The organism is Stenotrophomonas maltophilia (assembly GCF_047497515.2).
Lineage (GTDB): Bacteria > Pseudomonadota > Gammaproteobacteria > Xanthomonadales > Xanthomonadaceae > Stenotrophomonas.
In genome coordinates, this window is sequence record NZ_JAXAXL020000010.1 from 146598 (window position 1) to 162988 (window position 16391).

Sequence of the window (16391 nt, forward strand, 5' to 3'; positions counted from 1 at the left end):
GCCTTTCGAAGAGCCTGTCCATGAGCACCGTCAACCCTTCCGCCCCGACCCTGATCATCGTCAGCGGCCTGTCCGGCTCGGGTAAATCCGTCGCGCTGAAGACCTTCGAGGACCAGGATTACTACTGCTCGGACAACCTGCCGATCAATCTGCTGCCCGACTTCGTGCGCAGCCTGCTGGCCAACCATGACGGCAGTGCACCGCGCCGGTTGGCAGTGGGCATCGACGTGCGCGGGCAGGCGGACCTGAGCCAGCTGGGCGACTGGCGGCAGCTGGCCAGCGATGCCGGCGTGGAAGTGAAGGTGCTGTTCTTCGAGGCCAGCGACGAAGCCGTGCTCAAGCGCTACGCCGACACCCGCCGCCGCCATCCGCTGAGCCAGCTGGGCCTGTCGCTGCCCGAAGCGATCGCCCGCGAACGCGAACTGACCGCCCCGCTGCGGCGCGAGGCCGACACGGTGATCGATACCAGTGCGCTGAACGTGCACCAGCTGCGGCGCCGGATCATCACCGAGTTCACCCTGGACCATGCCACCCGTCTGTCGTTGCTGTTCGAATCGTTCGCTTACAAGCGTGGCGTGCCGGCCGAGGCGGACTTCGTGTTCGATGCGCGGGTGCTGCCGAATCCGCACTGGGACCCGGAGCTGCGCGCGTTGAGTGGCCGCGAGCCCGGCGTACGCGAGTACCTGGAAGCACAACCGGACGTGCAGCGTTACCTGGCCCAGCTGATGGACTTCCTCGATACCTGGCTGCCGAAGCTCGGCGATGGCACCCGCAGCTATGTGACCGTGGCGTTCGGCTGCACCGGTGGCAAGCACCGCTCGGTGTTCCTGGCCGAACGCATGGCCCGCCACGCGCGCGAAATGGGCTGGGAAGACGTGGCAACGTACCACCGCGAACAGGATTGAGGGGACGGCCGGACTGCGCCCGGCACCCGCGGTAGTGCCGGCCGCTGGCCGGCAGCAGCAACAGCAACAGCGGCATTCCGTGGAATGGCAGGGCGGTGTGGGTAGGCAGGACACGCCGTGAACCCGTCCTTGGGGGCTCGATGGCGCCATCCATGGCGCCAACGGTCCTGCCTACCCACACCGCCCCGCCTCTGACAGATTCCGTGTGCTGTTGGTGGGTGTCGACCTTGGTCGACACGGTAGATCCACGCCATGCGTGGATGAATTTCTGTCAGGCATCGAAAAACGCGTGGGGTCAGAGCCCTTTTCCAGGGGAAAAGGGCTCTGACCCCGGTAACGCTGAATACGGGACACAGTGCCCCTCTCCTGCTGCTATCGCCGATTCACCTTGACCTGTTAACGTGCGGTAATGACCTGTGGCATTCTCCTCGTAACACATCCCGGGGTCGGGACCGCCCTGCTTGACGTGGCGACCCGGCTCCTGCGGCAATTGCCGCTGAAAACCGAAGCTTTCGAAGTACCGTTCGACGCAGACCTGGACGCCCTGCTCCCGCTTGCCTCGGCCGCCCTGCGGCGGGTCAACGGCGGTGATGGCGTGCTGATCCTGACCGACCTGTACGGCGCCAGCCCCGCCAACCTTGCCGGGCAGCTGGCCCGGCTGGGGACCCCGGTTCGCCGGGTGTCGGCGCTGAGCCTGCCGATGTTGCTGCGGGTGATGAATTATCCGGAACAGGGACTGGATCAACTGCCCGCCACAGCCGCGGCGGGTACCCGTAATGGAGCGATAGTCGACGATGCTTGAACGAGAACTCACCGTGAGCAACCGCCTGGGCCTGCATGCCCGGGCCACCGCCAAGCTGGTGCAGACCCTGGCGCCGTTCCGCTGCAACGTGACCATGGCCGCCAAGGGCCGTGAGATCAACGCCAAGAGCATCATGGGCGTGATGCTGCTGGCCGCTGGCCAGGGCACCCCGGTCACCGTGCGCATCAACGGCGAGGACGAAGCTGCCGCGATGGAGGCGGTGGTGGGCCTGTTCGAACGCCGTTTCGACGAGGACAGCTGAGCGTGCCACGCGCACGCGCCGGCCAGCTTCCCTCCGGCCAACGGCCGGTGCAGCTGCTGGCCGGCCACGGTGCTGCCCGTGGCACGGCCATGGGCCGCGCCCGCGTGCGGCTGCCGCATGCACTGGAAGTAGCCGAGCAACGCATCGCGATCCACCAGGTCGAGGCCGAGCTGGCCCGCCTGCACCGTGCGGTGGATGCGGCGCGCACGGAAATGCATGAGCTGCGCCAGCGCCTGCATGGCGCACTGAACCAGGAAGTGGGCGAGTTCCTCGACCTGCACGCCCTGCTGCTGGACGACCCCGAGCTGCTGTATGGCCTGGACGAACTGATCCGCAGCGGCCCGTACAGCGCCGGCTATGCGCTGCGCCTGCAACGTGACCGGCTGGCCAAGGTCTTCGATGGCATGGACGATGCCTACCTGAAGAGCCGCATGGACGACCTCGACCATGTGATCGGCCGCATCCACGCCTTCCTGCAACCGGAACGCCCACCGGCGATGAAGGGCCTGGCCGGCGAGATCCTGGTCTGCGACAACATCGCGCCTTCCGAACTGGCGCAGCTGCAGGCCCAGGGCGTGGTCGGCATCGTCACCGCCGCCGGCAGCGCGCTGTCGCACAGCGCGATCCTGGCGCGCAGCCTGCACCTGCCGCTGATCGTCAACGTGCCGCAGCTGCTCAGCCGCATCGCCGACGGCGACGTGCTGATCATCGACGGCGCCGATGGCAGCATCACCGCCAACCCGCTGGCCGACAACCTGCGCGACTACCGCGCGCGGCTGAAAGAGCATGCGCGCGAACAGCGCGAGCTGGGCCGCCTGCGCAGCAAGCCCAGCCGCACCCGCGACCAGATCGATATCGCCCTGCTCGCCAACGCCGAATCGCTGGAGGACGTGACCCAGGCACATGCGCTGGGCGCGCAGGGGCTGGGCCTGTACCGCACCGAATTCCTGTTCCTGCAGCGCAACGAACTGCCGGACGAGGAAGAACAGTTCCAGACCTACCGCGATGCCGCGCTGGGCATGAGCGGGCGTCCGGTCACCATCCGCACGCTCGACCTGGGCGCGGACAAGGCCGATCGCACCGGCCTGACCCTGAGCAACGAAGAGAATCCGGCGCTGGGCCTGCGCGGCGTGCGCCTGTCGCTGGCGCGGCCGAAGGTGGCCGACACCCAGCTGCGCGCGATCCTGCGTGCATCGGCCTACGGCAAGCTGCGCGTGCTGGTACCGATGGTCAGCACCCGCGAGGAGCTGCTGGCGGTGCGCCGGCGCATGCTCAAGCTGACCGAACAGCTGCGCGGCGAGGGCCATATGGTGTCCGAGCATGTGCCGCTGGGCGCGATGATCGAAGTCCCCGCGGCCGCACTGGCGCTGGAGAGCTTCATCGATCTGGTCGATTTCCTGTCGATCGGTACCAACGATCTGGTGCAGTACCTGCTCGCCGCCGACCGCAACAACGAGGCGCTGGGCGAGCTCTACTCGCCGTTGCACCCGGCCGTGCTGCGGCTGCTGCAGATGGTGATCGACACCGGCGCGCGCCACCGCATCCCGGTGGCGGTCTGCGGCGAGATGGCCGGCGATGCGCGGATGGCGCCACTGCTGCTGGCGCTGGGCCTGAGCGAGTTCAGCCTGCATCCCGGTACGTTGCTGGAGGTGCGCCGTGCGATCCGCGAGGCCGACCTGGGTGCCTTGCGCGCTCGCGCGCCGAAGCTGCTGGCCGCGCGCGACCGCCGCGCCATCGAGCGCTGGCTGGCACTGGTGGCCGATACGCCCTGAGCACCCAGGGTAGTGCCGGCCGCTGGCCGGCACGCGTGGGGTCAGATCCCCCCGGACTGTGCAGTGAAACATCCCCTTGCGATAATGACGCGCTGAACACCCCTGTTGCCGCATCCTTGCCGGGATCGCGGCTTTTCTTATCCCCGCGGGAGCTGCGATGGCTGAAGCTGTACGCCACGACAAGACTGCGCGCCAACTGCGGATGCTGTCCGATGCACTGGACAGCGGCCGGCTGGGTCCGGTGCGTCGGCTGGTCAACACCCTGGCCCCGGCCGAGATCGGCAACCTGCTCGAATCGCTGCCGCCGGGCAAGCGCGAGGTGGTGTGGGGCCTGGTCGATCCGGAAGATGACGGCGAGGTGCTGGTCCACGTCGGCGAGGACGTGCGCGAAAGCCTGCTCGCGGACATGGACCCGGACGAGATCATCGCCGCGGTCGAAGACCTGGACATCGACGATCTGGCCGACCTGGTCGAAGACCTGCCGGACACGGTCATCGACGAAGTCCTCAAGTCGATGGACCGCGAGAACCGCGAGCGCCTGGAACAGGTGCTGTCCTACCCCGAGGACAGCGCCGGCCGCCTGATGAACCCGGACGTGGTGACCGTGCGCGCCGACGTCAACGTCGATGTGGTGCTGCGCTACCTGCGCCTGCGCGGCGAACTGCCTGACCACACCGACCACCTGTTCGTGGTCAGCCGCCGCCACCAGTACCTCGGGCGGGTCTCACTCGCCGCGCTGGTCACCCATGAGGACACCACCCCGATCAACCGCCTGATCGACGATGAGCAGCCGGCCATCGACGTCGGCGAGAGCGACCAGGAAGTCGCCCGCCAGTTCTCCGACCATGACTGGATTTCCGCGCCGGTGGTGGATGACAACAACATCCTGATCGGCCGCATCACCATCGATGACGTGGTCGACATCATCCGCGGCCAGGCCGAGCACCAGGCGCTGGGCGCCGCCGGCCTGGACGAGGACGAGGATCTGTTCAGCCCGGTCTGGCGCGCGATGCGCCGGCGCCTGATGTGGCTGTCGGTGAACCTGTGCACCGCCTTCCTGGCCTCCAGCGTGGTCGGCCACTTCGAAGGCACCATCGACAAGCTGGTGGCGCTGGCCGTGCTGATGCCGATCGTGGCTGGGCTGGGCGGCAACGCCGGTACCCAGGTGCTGGCACTGATGGTGCGCGGCCTGGCGCTGGGCCAGGTGGGCGCCTCCAACGCGCGCACGCTGCTGTGGAAGGAAGTGCGGGTCGCCCTGTTGAACGGCGTGATGCTGGGTTCGGTGCTGGGGCTGATCGTGCTGGCCTGGTTCCACTCGCCCGGGCTTTCCGCGGTGATTGCCATCGCGCTGACCTGCAACCTGCTGTTCGCCGCGCTGGCCGGCGTGCTGGTGCCACTGACCCTGAAACGCTTCGGCTTCGACCCGGCGCTGGCCAGCGGCATCTTCCTGACCGCGGTGACCGACTCGATGGGCTTCTTCACCTTCCTCGGCCTCGCCACCCTGGTGCTGCTGCACTGATCCCTGCCCGGCCGGATCCCCCGCAACGCGGAGCTCCGGCCCACTCCAAACCCAGGGTCGGATCCCCGCTGCGCGGGGCCCTGACCCGATCCCAACTGGATCCCCCATGGCGACGACGATCGAAAACTACTTCCAGCCCGGCTGGCGCGACCAGCAGCACACCTGCCCGGCCTGCGAATGGAAGGGCAGCTCGCGCGGCATGGAGATGGAACTGGACGAGGACGCTACCGAGTACGACTGCCCGGTCTGCGAGAACCCACTGCTGGTGGTGCTGCACCCGGACATGGCGCAGGTGCAGGCCGCCGCCGCTGAGGGCAATGCCGAAGCACAGGAGCAGCTGGACATCATCGCCAGTTTCCCGCGCCCGCAGTGACGCGGCGCATGATGCCGCGTTGACCCCGCGCGGACTACGATGCAGGTGACCCCATTGCCTCGGGATGTCCCATGGTCCGTTCGATGTCGCGCTGGCTGCCGCTGCTGGCCGTTCTGATGATCGCCGGTTGCGCTTCGGTGCCGGACAACGCGCGCGGGCATTTCGAGGGCCGCGCGGTGAAGGTGGATGGCGAGACCACCTACTACCAGGTGTTCATTCCTGCCGGCGCCCGCGCCTCCGCCGCGGGTAGCGCGGCCACGCAAGGCGGGCCAGCGGTCATCCTGTTCCTGCACGGCTCGGGCGAACGCGGCGTCGATGGCGTCAAGCAGACCTACTCGGGGCTGGGGCCCTATCTGCGCGAGCATCCGGATTTCCCGGCGCTGGTGGTGTTTCCGCAGGCACCGCGTCATTCCGAATGGAGTGGCCGCAACAACCGCACGGCGCTGGCTGCACTGGACGCGACCGTCGCCGAATTCGGCGCCGACCCGGCACGCCAGTACCTGACCGGCATGTCGATGGGCGGCTACGGCAGCTGGAACATCGCGCTGGACGACCCCCACCGCTTTGCCGCGATCGTGCCGGTTTGCGGTGCTGTGCTGGCTCCACGCGCGAAGCGGCCAACCCTGTTTGTCGAGCAGGTCGCGCATGAGTCCGATCCGTATGCCGTGATCGCCGAGCGCCTGCAGCACGCACCGATCTGGATCTTCCACGGCGCACTGGATGATGTGGTGCCGCCGGACGACGACCGCAGGCTGCACAGTGCCTTCCAGGCCGCCCGCGCACGCGACGTGCGCTATACCGAGTATCCCGACGGCAACCACAACGCCTGGGATGCCACCTATGCCGACCCGGCCCTGTGGGCGTGGCTGTTCGCGCAGAAGCGGTAAGCCGCCGCTTCTGGTAGCTGCCAACCTGGTTGGAGCCTGGTTTGGGTAGGTACCAACTAAGGTTGGAACCTGCTTTCGGTGGGTGCCAACTAAGGTTGGAACCTGCTTTCGGTGGGTGCCAACTAAGGTTGGAACCTGCTTTCGGTGGGTGCCAACCTTGGTTGGCACTATCTGTCCGCCCCCATGAACTCCGCCTTGGCACAGGAACCTTCAAGTTCCCACTCGCACCAGGCATGCGGGTACTCGCCAAGCTGCGTTGCCAACCCCGCCCTGATCGGATTTGCCATCACATACATTGCGTGCCGGTACAGCGATTCATCAGAGCGGATCGCGTGATCGTGATAGCAGGACTGCCAGAAGCGCCCTACCCTGCCCAGTACCCTGTTTGCGTACACCGCCGTACGCGACTTGAAGCGCTTCATGACAACGTCGAGCGATGCCGCGCGCAGCTGCATCAACCAGTGGACGTGATCCGGCATGACCACGTAGGCGATCGAATGGGTCAGACCTTCCAGATCCAGACGCTGGAACTCCTGCATGGCGGTAACCGCAACGGCGTCATTGGCGAACAGAGCCGCCCGGCCATGCACGTTCGTCGTGAGGACGTAGCTCTGGCCGATACTGGAATGACGGCCTAGCAGGAGGCGGGTGCTGTTCATGCGGAGGAGCATGGGCGGGCGCATGTTCCCTGAACATCGGGAAGTCACCTTCGCCCGGGTAGGCCAGTGCCAACCAAGGTTGGCACCCACCACACCAGCAGTGCCAACCAAGGTTGGCACCCACCACACCAGCAGTGCCAACCAAGGTTGGCACCCACCGCACCAGCATTGCCAACCAAGGTTGGCACCCACCGCACCAGCAGTGCCAACCAAGCTTGGCACCCACCGCACCAGCAGTACCAACCAAGGTTGGCACCCACCCGGCAGATCAGCCCAGCAGGGTTTCCAGCACGGCCATGCGCACGGCGACGCCGTTGGCGACCTGGCGCAGTACCCACGACTGCGGGCCGTCGGCCACCTCGTCGGTCACTTCCACGCCGCGGTTGATCGGGCCCGGGTGCAGCACCGCAGCATCCTTGCCGGCGCGCGCCAGGCGCTCGTTGGTCAGGCCGTACTCGGCGTGGTACTGCTCCAGCGACGGCACCAGGCCTTCTTCCATGCGCTCGCGCTGCAGGCGCAGCATCATCAGCGCATCGGCACCTTCCAGCATCGCGTCGAAATCATCGCCGACCACGCAGCCCTTCAAGGTCTCGTCGTCCGGCAGCAGCGACTGCGGGCCGCATACGCGGATCTCGCCCACGCCCAGCGTGCGCAGCGCATGCAGGTCGGTGCGCGCCACGCGCGAATGCTTCACGTCGCCGACGATCACCACCTTCAGCTTCGAGAAATCCGGGCCCTTGGCCTGGCGCAGGGTCAGCATGTCCAGCAGGCCCTGGGTCGGGTGCGAACTGCGGCCGTCACCGGCGTTGATCAGTGCGGTGCCCTCGCCCGCCGCTTCAGCCAGTGCGGCGACGGCGCCATCATCGGGGTGGCGTACCACGAAGCCGCGCACGCCCATCGCTTCCAGGTTGCGCAGGGTGTCGCAGGCGGTTTCGCCCTTGCGCGTGGACGAGGTGGAGGCATCGAAGTTCAGCACGTCGGCGCCCAGGCGCTGCGCGGCCAGCTGGAACGAGCTGCGGGTGCGGGTGGACGGCTCGAAGAACAGCGTGCACACCGCCGAACCGGCCAGCACGTGCCGCTTGTTGCCGACGCGGCCCACGGCGGCGTCGCGGATCTGTCCGGCCCGGTCGAGCAGCTGCAGCAGGGTTTCGCGTGGCAGGCCCTCCAGGGTCAGCAGGTGGCGCAGGCGTCCGGAGGCATCGATTTGCTGGGCAGTCATGGCGGGAGTCGTGCAGTCAGGGAATGGGGGTGGCGTCGTCCGGCGACGACAGCCAGCGGTCGATGATCACCGCCGCGGCCACGGCGTCGAGGGCGGCCGCATCGCGGCGGCGCTTGCGCCCTTCGGCGCGCTCGACAGCGAAGCGGCGGGCGGCCTCGACCGAGCTGGAACGCTCGTCGATCATCACCACCGGCAGCTTGAAGCGTTCCCGCAGCTGGCGGGCGAAGCCCTGCGCACGCTTGCGGTTGGGCTGGTCCTGGCCATCCAGGGTCAGCGGATCGCCGACCACCAGGCCATCAGGCTTCCATTCCTTGAGCAGGCGCTCGATCGACGCCCAGTCCGGCCCGTTGCCGTGCACGTCGACCACCGCCACCGCGCGCGCATGTGCCGCGAACGCACTGCCGATGGCCACGCCGATCCGTCGCGAGCCGACGTCGAAACCGAGCACGGTGCCATCACGGCGGATGGCAGGAGCAGGCGCGGCAGAAGCGGGGACGGCCGGCTCAGACATGGCCGCTGTAATCGGTCAGCCGGAACAGATCGACGCCGATGCGCGAAGCCGCGCCTTGCCAGCGCTGCTCCAGCGGCAGCTGGAACACCAGTTCGGCATCGGCCGGCACCGTCAACCAGCTGTTTTCGGCCAGTTCGCTCTCCAGCTGGCCGGCGCCCCACCCGGCGCAGCCGAGGGTGACCACGGCATTGGCCGGGCCATGGCCACGCGCCATCGCTTCGAGGATGTCGCGCGAGGTGGTCAGGTACAGGCCTTCGCCCACGGTCAGGCTGGAATCCCACGCGCGTGCGTCGTCATGGATGACGAAGCCACGCTCGGGGTGCACCGGGCCACCATTGAGCACCACGCGGGCCTGCAGGTCGCCATCGCCGGTGTCGATATCCATCTGCGCGAGCACCTCGCCCAGGGTGTATTCGGACGGCTGGTTGACCAGCACGCCCATCGCACCGTTCTCGTCGTGCTGGCAGATCAGCGCGACGCTGCGGGCAAAGGTCGCGTCGAGCAGCGACGGCAGCGCGACGAGCAGGTGATCGGCGAGAGAGGTCGGCGTTACAGGCATGGCCCCATTCTACCCGCTGCGACCGGGACGCGGGCGCGAAGGGATCGGCTAGGATGGCGCCCTTTCAAGGAGGATGACCCATGCAACAGGACGTGCCCTTGGCCCGGGCCACGCGCCGCATGATCGTGCTGATCGCGCTGCTGCAGGGCCTGGCGTTGTATGTACTGCAGGAGCTGGCCGAGCGCTGGCCGGTCCACGATGGCGTCTGGCGCTACTGCGCGTATGTCTGGGTGCTGAGCATTCCCTCGGCACTGGCCTTGACCGTGGTCGAGGTCAAGGACCGCCGCCTGTGGCTGCATGCCGGGCTGGCGTCGCTACTGGTCCTTGGACTGGGGGCGTGGGCGGGGTGGAATCTGCGCGGTGCGTCCGGACTCAACCCGACGCCGGTGCTGATGCCGCTGTCCATCTGCGTGGGCATCGGCGTGTTCATCTCATTGCCCTGGTGGCAGTTCCGCCTGCAGTACGGGCACTGGCATGCCAGCTACGCCGCGCTGTTCGAGCGCGCCTGGCAGAATGGGCTTACGCTGGCATTGGCGGCCGCATTCACCGGATTGACCTGGGCACTGCTGTGGCTGTGCGCGGCGTTGTTCACCCTGCTTCGCGTCGACTTCTTCCAGCAGTTGTTCCAGCAGCCGGCGTTCCTTGCTCTGGCCACCGGTCTGCTGGCCGGGTTCGGGCTGTTGCTCGGCCGCACCCAGCACCGTGCCATCCAGATCACCCGCCAGGTGCTGTTCGCGGTCGGTCGCGGGTTGTTGCCACTGCTGGCGCTGATCGCGCTGCTGTTCGTGTCCGCGCTCCCTTTCACCGGCCTGGCGCCGCTGTGGGGCACCCGTTCGGCGGCCAGCCTGCTGCTGGCCATGGCGATCCTGCTGATCGCCTTCGCCAATGCGGTCTACCAGCACGACGGCGACACCGCGGTCTATCCGCGCTGGGTGCGCCGACTGGTGGACGCCGGCCTGCTGACACTGCCGGTGTATGCGGCGCTGGCGCTGTACGCCATCGGCCTGCGGCTGAGCCAGCATGGCCTGACCGTGGAGCGTTTCTGGGGCCTGGCGACGGCACTGCTCATCTGTGGCTACGCCGTGGGTTATGCATTGGCCGTGCTGCAGCGGCGTGGCCGGTGGCTGCATTGGCTGGAACCGGTCAACCGCTGGATGTGCGGGCTGGTACTGGCGGTAGCGGTGCTGGGCTGCTCGCCACTGCTGGACCCGATACGGCTGACCCTGGCCAGCCAGCTGCCGCGGCTGAGCGCACAGCCCGACCAGATCACCGGTGGCGATGCCAGCATGCTGCGCTACGAACTGGGGATACGCGGTGTGCGCGCGCTGCGCGAACTGCAGCAGCAGCCGGGCGTCATTGCCGACCCGCACGCGCGCAGCGTGCTTGCCGAAGCGCTGCCGCGTCCCAGCTGGGGCCACGATGTGCCTGCCCCCTCTGCCCCGCGCTCGCTGGACCAGCTGCATGCACGCATCATCGTGGTCAAGGGAAGTGCAGCCCCCGCCCCTGACTGGTGGCAGGCCCTGCTGCAGTCCCGCGCAATCAGTGCCGATCGCTGCCTGGACCGCGATGAAGAATGCCTCGCGGTGCGCCGCGACCTCGATCATGATGGCCAGGACGAGGTGCTGCTGTGCCGGATTTCGCCCTATCTGCCGCCCGACTGCGCACTGCACGTGCTGCAGGACGGTTCATGGCGTTCGGCGGGAAGCGTATCGTTCCCACGACACAGCAGCGCGGAGGCGCAGACGCTGACCCGCGCACTGCGCGAGGGCCGGCTGGAAACACGGCCACCGCGCTGGCCCGAAATGCGCCTGCTCGGCGTGCCTGCACAGCTTTCCCTTGATGAAGACGAAGGCCGCGAGGAGGCGGCTGCCCCATGAGCGGATACTGCCTCATCGCCCCGGGCCACCCGGTGCATGACTATTACCACGCCAACGAGTACGGCTTCCCGCAGCGCGACGAGCGCGAACTGTTCGAGCGGCTGGTGCTGGAAATCAACCAGGCCGGTTTGAGCTGGGAGACCATCCTGAAGAAGCGCGAGGGCTTCCGCGCGGCCTATGACGGCTTCGATGTGGACCGTGTCGCCGCCTACGCCGAGCAGGACATCGAGCGGCTGCTGTCGGATGCGCGCATCATCCGCAACCGGCTGAAGGTACTGGCGGCGATCCACAACGCGCAGGTGATCCAGCAGCTGCGGGCCAGCCACGGCAGCTTCGCCGGCTGGCTGGACGCGCATCACCCGCGCAGCAAGGCCGATTGGGTGAAGCTGTTCAAGAAGACGTTCCGCTTCACCGGTGGCGAGATCACCGGCGAGTTCCTGATGAGCCTGGGCTACCTGCCCGGCGCGCACGCGGCGGACTGTCCGGTGCAGGCGCGGCTGCTGGCGCTGTCGCCGCCGTGGATGCAGGCCTCCAGGTAGTGCCGGCCGCTGGCCGGCAGCCTCCGAAGGCCTCAGGTGTTGCCGGCCAGCGGCCGGCACTACCGCCGAATCGTCATACGCCCATGTAACGGCCGGGACGGTGGTTGAACATCAGCACCAGGCTGAGCACCACCGCGCCGATGGCCGAGTACAGCACCTTCGACGGCGACAACACGAAGAACGCCGCCACCATCAGGCAGGCGTCGTAGGACATCTGCACCTTGCCTGCGCTCCAGCCGCGCGTGCGCTGCAGGTACACCGCCAGGATGCCGATGCCGCCGAGGCTGGCACGATGGCGGATGAAGAACAGGATGCCCAGGCCGGACAACGCGCCACCGACGATCGCCGAGTACAGCGGATTGATGTGCGAGAAGTCGATCCAGCGCGGCAACAGGTCGGTCAGCAGGCCACAGGCGGTGACCGCGGCGAAGGTCTTCAGGGTGAATTCCCAGCCCATGCGGCGCAGTGCCACCCAGTAGAACGGCAGGTTGACCAGCACGAACACCAGGCCGAAGTTCCAGCCCATCGCGTAGTGCAGCAGGAAGGCCATGCCGGCCATGCCACCAATCATCAGCCCGCCCTTGGCGAAGATCGCCAGGCCCAGCGAGGCCACCATCGTCGCCAGCACCATGCCCTGCACGTCCTCGGCGATCGAGTGGCGCAGCGCTTTTTCGTCGGCGGTGGTACCGGCACTGTCGGGCGGCGGAGTCAGCGGACCGGCGGTGACCAGGTGGCCGTCAGCGTCGTCGCACGGCGCGGGGCCATGGGATTCAAGGGACATGCAGGTGGGGGAACAGCGGGTGGGGAGCGGTATTAGACACGATCTGCATGACAGTTGCAGATGAAATCGTTCAGCTGAATGCACCCCGCCCTGCGCCAGGCCGGCCGCGGATCACCCTTTTCCGGCTAGATGGTGCGCCACCAGCGCGTTGGCGTGGCCATGGCCCAGCCCATGCTCGCTCTTCAGGAAGCTGACCAGTTCCATGTGCTTCAGCCCCTTTTTCTTCGACAGCAGACCGAGCCAGTGCGCCACCGGCTGGCCGTAGGTCCTCTCGATGGAGGGGAAGTACGAGGCCGGGCCTTTCGGCGTGGTGTCAGTACTCATGCACAAGCTCCTTCTGTTGGATGTACCGGTACAACGAACCGGGGCGCTGGAAATCGACAGCGCCGTTCAATCCGGCGGCCGTATCATCCCCTCATGCCCCGTGAAAACCTCAACGACCTGCAGGCCTTCGTCCACGTCGCCCGCGTGGGCAGCTTCACCAAGGCCGCCGCCCAGCTCGGTGTCTCCCAGTCCGCGCTCAGTCATGCCATGCGCGGCCTGGAACAGCGCCTGGGCGTGCGCCTGCTGACCCGCACCACCCGCAGCGTGTCCACCACCGAAGCCGGCGCCCACCTGCTGGAGACGCTCGCCCCGCGCCTGGCCGAGATCGAGGACGGGCTGGCCGCACTGGCCGAGTACCGCGAACGCCCGGCCGGCACCATCCGCATCAACGCCACCGGCCATGCCGCCGAGTACATCGCCTGGCCGCGGCTGGCACCGTTGCTGCAGCAGTATCCGGAGCTGAGGGTGGAGCTGGCCGCCGACTACGGGCTGGCCGACATCGTTGCCGAACGCTACGACATCGGCATCCGCCTGGGTGAGCGCCTGGCACGCGACATGGTCGCGGTGCCGATCAGCCCGCCGCTGCGCATGCGCGTGGTCGGTGCGCCCGCCTACTTCCGCCAGCACGTGGTACCGCGGCATCCGCACGACCTGGCCGAGCACAACTGCGTGACCCTGCGCCTGCCCACCCATGGCGGCCTGATGCCGTGGGACTTCGGCCAGGACGGCAACGAACTGAGCGTACGCGTGAGTGGCCAGTGGATCTTCAACAGCATGGGCATGACCCGTGCCGCCGCGCTGGCCGGCAGCGGATTGGCCTGGCTGCCGGAAGACCAGGTGCAGCCGATGCTGGACGACGGGCGGCTGCAGTCGGTGCTGGACGACTGGTGCCCGCATTTCGACGGCTATTACGCGTATTACCCGTCGCGCCGCCACGTCACCGTGGCGATGCGCACGGTGCTTGATGCGCTGCGTGGGCCGATGGCCAGTTGATGAGTGCGGACCAACGGTCCGCACCCACCACCAACGGTCCGCACCCACCACCAATGGTCCGCACCCACCGGGTGGTCAGCCCTTGGCCTGGGCGGCACGCTGCGCGTTGTAGCGCTCGCCGACGATCGACACTTCGTCCAGCGCCTGTGCGATGCGCTGCAGTTCCTCCGGCGCCAGCTGCAGCGCGGCCGCGCCCAGGTTTTCGTCCAGGCGGTGGATCTTGGTGGTGCCCGGAATCGGCACGATCCACGGTGCCTGCGCCAGCAGCCAGGCCAGCGCCACCTGCGCCGGGGTCGCACCGCGTGCGGCGGCAATCGTGCTGATGCGATCGACCAGCGCCTGGTTGGCGCGGCGTGCCTCCACTTCGAAACGCGGCACGGTGTTGCGGAAATCGTTGGGGTCGAAGGTAGTGTCGGCGTTGATCGCGCCGGTCAGGAAGCCACGGCCCAGCGGGCTGAACGGCACGAAGCCGATGCCCAGTTCCTGCAGGGTCGGCAGCAGCTCGCGCTCCGGTTCGCGCCACCACAGCGAGTACTCGCTCTGCACGGCGGTGACCGGCTGCACCGCATGCGCACGCCGCACGGTGGCCGCGCTGGCCTCGGACAGGCCGAAGTGGCCGACTTTGCCTTCAGCAATCAGGTCACGCACGGTGCCGGCCACATCCTCGATCGGCACGTTCGGGTCGACGCGGTGCTGATAGAACAGGTCGATGTGGTCGGTGCGCAGCCGCTTGAGGCTGGCCTCGGCCACTGCCCGGATGTTCTCCGGGCGGCTGTCCAGCCCGGTGTCGACGCGCGCATCCTTGAAGCCGAACTTGGTGGCGATCACCAGCGTGTCGCGGTACGGCGCCAGTGCCTCGCCGAGCAGGTCTTCATTGGTGTACGGGCCGTACACTTCGGCGGTGTCGAAGAACGTCACGCCGCGTTCGACGGCGGCCTGCAGCAGGGCGATGCCCTGGCTGCGCTCGACCGGCTGGCCATAGCCATGGCTCAGGCCCATGCAGCCCAGGCCCAGGGCGGAAACCTTCAGGCCGCTGCGGCCGAGTTCACGTGTCTGCATCGTCGTGCTCCAGAGGGGGAGCGCTGACGATACGCCTGCACGGGCGCAGGATTGAACCGACGGGATGGCAGTCGGTCATGACTGGAATTCATCAATCGCCCGCGCGCCCGGACTGTGCTCGTAGAGTCGAGCTTGCTCGACTGTTCCTGTAGTCGAGCAAGCTCGACTCTACAGATCGGTGGATCACCGGATCTCGGAGATCTCCACCCCGTCCAGCCCCTGCGACAGGGTGCGCGCATCGCCGCCCTGGCTGAGCTTGATGCGCAGGCGCACTTCGTTCTGCGAATCGGCGTAGCGCAGCGCGTCCTCATAGCTGATCTCACCGGCCTGGTACAGCTCGAACAGGCTCTGGTCGAAGGTCTTCATGCCCAGCTGGACCGAATCCTTCATCACTTCCTTCAGCTTGTGGATCTCGCCGTCGCGGATGTAGTCCTGCACCAGCGGCGTGCCGAGCAGGATCTCCATCGCCACCTTGCGCGAGCGGCCATCGGGCGACGGCACCAGCTGCTGCGCGACCACGCCCTTGAGGTTCAGCGACAGGTCCATCAGCAGCTGGTTGCGGCGGTCTTCCGGGAAGAAGTTGACGATGCGGTCCATCGCCTGGTTGGCATTGTTGGCATGCAGCGTGCACAGCACCAGGTGGCCGGTTTCGGCGAAGGCGATGGCGTGGTCCATGCCTTCGCGGGTGCGCACCTCGCCAATCATGATCACGTCCGGCGCCTGGCGCAGGGTGTTCTTCAGCGCAGCCTCCCAGCTGTCGGTATCGATGCCGACTTCGCGCTGGGTGATGATGCAGCCCTCGTGCTTGTGCACGAATTCGATCGGATCTTCGATGGTGATGATGTGGCCGGTCGAATTGTGGTTGCGGTAGCCAATCATCGCCGCCAGCGAGGTCGACTTGCCGGTGCCGGTGGCGCCGACGAACAGGATGATGCCGCGCTTGGTCATCGCCAGCGTCTTGATGATCGGCGGCAGGCTCAGCTCTTCCACGGTCGGAATGCGCGTCTCGATGCGACGCAGCACCATGCCGACCTGGTTGCGCTGGTAGAAGCAGCTGACACGGAAGCGGCCGACACCGGACAGGCCGATGGCGAAGTTGCACTCGTGGGTCTTCTCGAATTCCTCGCGCTGCGCCGGGGTCATCACGTTGAGCACCAGGTCGCGGCTCTGCTGCGGCGTGAGCGGGGTCTGGGTGATCGGCGAGATCTTGCCGTTGACCTTCATCGCCGGCGGCATGCCGGCGGTGATGAACAGGTCCGAGGCGCGCTGGTGCGCCATCAGCTTGAGGAATGAAGTGAAATCGATGGTGGTCGCGGTGGTGTTCACGGCGGGCTCCCGGAAAGGCGTGTA

At 67.4% G+C, this 16391-nt stretch carries 18 protein-coding genes; 10 read left to right on the forward strand and 8 right to left on the reverse strand.

From position 1 onward, the window contains the following. Positions 1 to 20 precede the first annotated feature (20 nt). The 7 genes from rapZ to ACMZPQ_RS14760 all read left to right on the forward strand — a co-directional run bounded on the left by rapZ (position 21) and on the right by ACMZPQ_RS14760 (position 6520). Positions 21 to 905, forward strand: a complete 885-nt coding sequence (gene rapZ / locus ACMZPQ_RS14730) for an RNase adapter RapZ (RefSeq protein WP_197580844.1) — start codon at positions 21 to 23, stop codon at positions 903 to 905. Between the two features lie 409 nt (positions 906 to 1314). Further along, complete coding sequence (locus ACMZPQ_RS14735) at positions 1315 to 1707, forward strand: PTS sugar transporter subunit IIA (RefSeq protein ID WP_197580845.1); 393 nt, start codon at positions 1315 to 1317, stop codon at positions 1705 to 1707. Next, positions 1700 to 1969 carry an HPr family phosphocarrier protein gene (locus tag ACMZPQ_RS14740; protein ID WP_005408385.1) on the forward strand — a complete coding sequence of 90 codons (270 nt, stop codon included), beginning with the start codon at positions 1700 to 1702 and terminating at the stop codon, positions 1967 to 1969. The genes ACMZPQ_RS14735 and ACMZPQ_RS14740 overlap by 8 nt, the downstream gene beginning before the upstream one ends. A 2-nt stretch (positions 1970 to 1971) precedes the next feature. Then, positions 1972 to 3741, forward strand: coding sequence for a phosphoenolpyruvate--protein phosphotransferase (ptsP, locus tag ACMZPQ_RS14745; protein WP_197580846.1), 1770 nt, complete (start codon positions 1972 to 1974; stop codon positions 3739 to 3741). Between the two features lie 157 nt (positions 3742 to 3898). Next, complete coding sequence (gene mgtE, locus ACMZPQ_RS14750) at positions 3899 to 5260, forward strand: magnesium transporter (RefSeq protein ID WP_008266103.1); 1362 nt, start codon at positions 3899 to 3901, stop codon at positions 5258 to 5260. Between the two features lie 106 nt (positions 5261 to 5366). Next, positions 5367 to 5633: a hypothetical protein gene (locus ACMZPQ_RS14755; protein WP_053449002.1), complete on the forward strand. Its 267-nt coding sequence runs from the start codon at positions 5367 to 5369 to the stop codon at positions 5631 to 5633. A 71-nt stretch (positions 5634 to 5704) separates the two neighbouring features. Continuing rightward, positions 5705 to 6520, forward strand: a complete 816-nt coding sequence (locus ACMZPQ_RS14760) for a carboxylesterase family protein (RefSeq protein ID WP_197580847.1) — start codon at positions 5705 to 5707, stop codon at positions 6518 to 6520. A gap of 167 nt (positions 6521 to 6687) precedes the next feature. Here the strand turns inward: ACMZPQ_RS14760 and ACMZPQ_RS14765 are convergent, their stop codons facing one another. From ACMZPQ_RS14765 to ACMZPQ_RS14780, 4 genes are all read right to left on the reverse strand, one after another. Continuing rightward, positions 6688 to 7179, reverse strand: coding sequence for an REP-associated tyrosine transposase (locus ACMZPQ_RS14765; protein WP_197580848.1), 492 nt, complete (start codon positions 7177 to 7179; stop codon positions 6688 to 6690). Between the two features lie 268 nt (positions 7180 to 7447). Continuing rightward, a complete protein-coding gene (locus ACMZPQ_RS14770) occupies positions 7448 to 8398 on the reverse strand; it encodes an aspartate carbamoyltransferase catalytic subunit (protein WP_197580849.1) in 951 nt (316 codons plus the stop codon). A gap of 16 nt (positions 8399 to 8414) precedes the next feature. Then, positions 8415 to 8909 (reverse strand): Holliday junction resolvase RuvX, encoded by a 495-nt coding sequence (ruvX, locus tag ACMZPQ_RS14775; RefSeq protein ID WP_197580850.1) that lies wholly within the window; start codon positions 8907 to 8909, stop codon positions 8415 to 8417. Beyond that, positions 8902 to 9468, reverse strand: a complete 567-nt coding sequence (locus ACMZPQ_RS14780; RefSeq protein ID WP_197580851.1) for a YqgE/AlgH family protein — start codon at positions 9466 to 9468, stop codon at positions 8902 to 8904. Before ACMZPQ_RS14780 ends, ruvX begins: the two co-directional genes overlap by 8 nt. 80 nt (positions 9469 to 9548) lie before the next feature. Here ACMZPQ_RS14780 and ACMZPQ_RS14785 point away from each other — a divergent pair, with 80 nt between their 5' ends. Beyond that, the gene (locus ACMZPQ_RS14785; protein WP_197580852.1) at positions 9549 to 11345 is read left to right on the forward strand and encodes a DUF4153 domain-containing protein; all 1797 of its coding nucleotides are present in this window, start codon (positions 9549 to 9551) and stop codon (positions 11343 to 11345) included. Further along, positions 11342 to 11884, forward strand: coding sequence for a DNA-3-methyladenine glycosylase I (locus tag ACMZPQ_RS14790; protein ID WP_197580853.1), 543 nt, complete (start codon positions 11342 to 11344; stop codon positions 11882 to 11884). The genes ACMZPQ_RS14785 and ACMZPQ_RS14790 overlap by 4 nt, the downstream gene beginning before the upstream one ends. A gap of 73 nt (positions 11885 to 11957) precedes the next feature. Here ACMZPQ_RS14790 and ACMZPQ_RS14795 read toward each other — a convergent pair whose 3' ends face one another. Together ACMZPQ_RS14795 and ACMZPQ_RS14800 are read right to left on the reverse strand one after the other, a co-directional pair. Next, the gene (locus ACMZPQ_RS14795; protein WP_197583694.1) at positions 11958 to 12665 is read right to left on the reverse strand and encodes a YitT family protein; all 708 of its coding nucleotides are present in this window, start codon (positions 12663 to 12665) and stop codon (positions 11958 to 11960) included. A 111-nt stretch (positions 12666 to 12776) separates the two neighbouring features. Further along, positions 12777 to 12989, reverse strand: coding sequence for a DUF4287 domain-containing protein (locus tag ACMZPQ_RS14800; protein ID WP_197583695.1), 213 nt, complete (start codon positions 12987 to 12989; stop codon positions 12777 to 12779). Positions 12990 to 13082: 93 nt separating this feature from the next. Here ACMZPQ_RS14800 and ACMZPQ_RS14805 point away from each other — a divergent pair, with 93 nt between their 5' ends. Then, positions 13083 to 13982 carry a LysR substrate-binding domain-containing protein gene (locus ACMZPQ_RS14805; RefSeq protein ID WP_197583696.1) on the forward strand — a complete coding sequence of 300 codons (900 nt, stop codon included), beginning with the start codon at positions 13083 to 13085 and terminating at the stop codon, positions 13980 to 13982. 75 nt (positions 13983 to 14057) lie between these two features. Here ACMZPQ_RS14805 and ACMZPQ_RS14810 read toward each other — a convergent pair whose 3' ends face one another. Next, positions 14058 to 15041, reverse strand: a complete 984-nt coding sequence (locus ACMZPQ_RS14810) for an aldo/keto reductase (RefSeq protein WP_197583697.1) — start codon at positions 15039 to 15041, stop codon at positions 14058 to 14060. Between the two features lie 183 nt (positions 15042 to 15224). Beyond that, positions 15225 to 16367, reverse strand: coding sequence for a PilT/PilU family type 4a pilus ATPase (locus tag ACMZPQ_RS14815; protein ID WP_197583698.1), 1143 nt, complete (start codon positions 16365 to 16367; stop codon positions 15225 to 15227). Positions 16368 to 16391: the final 24 nt, after the last annotated feature.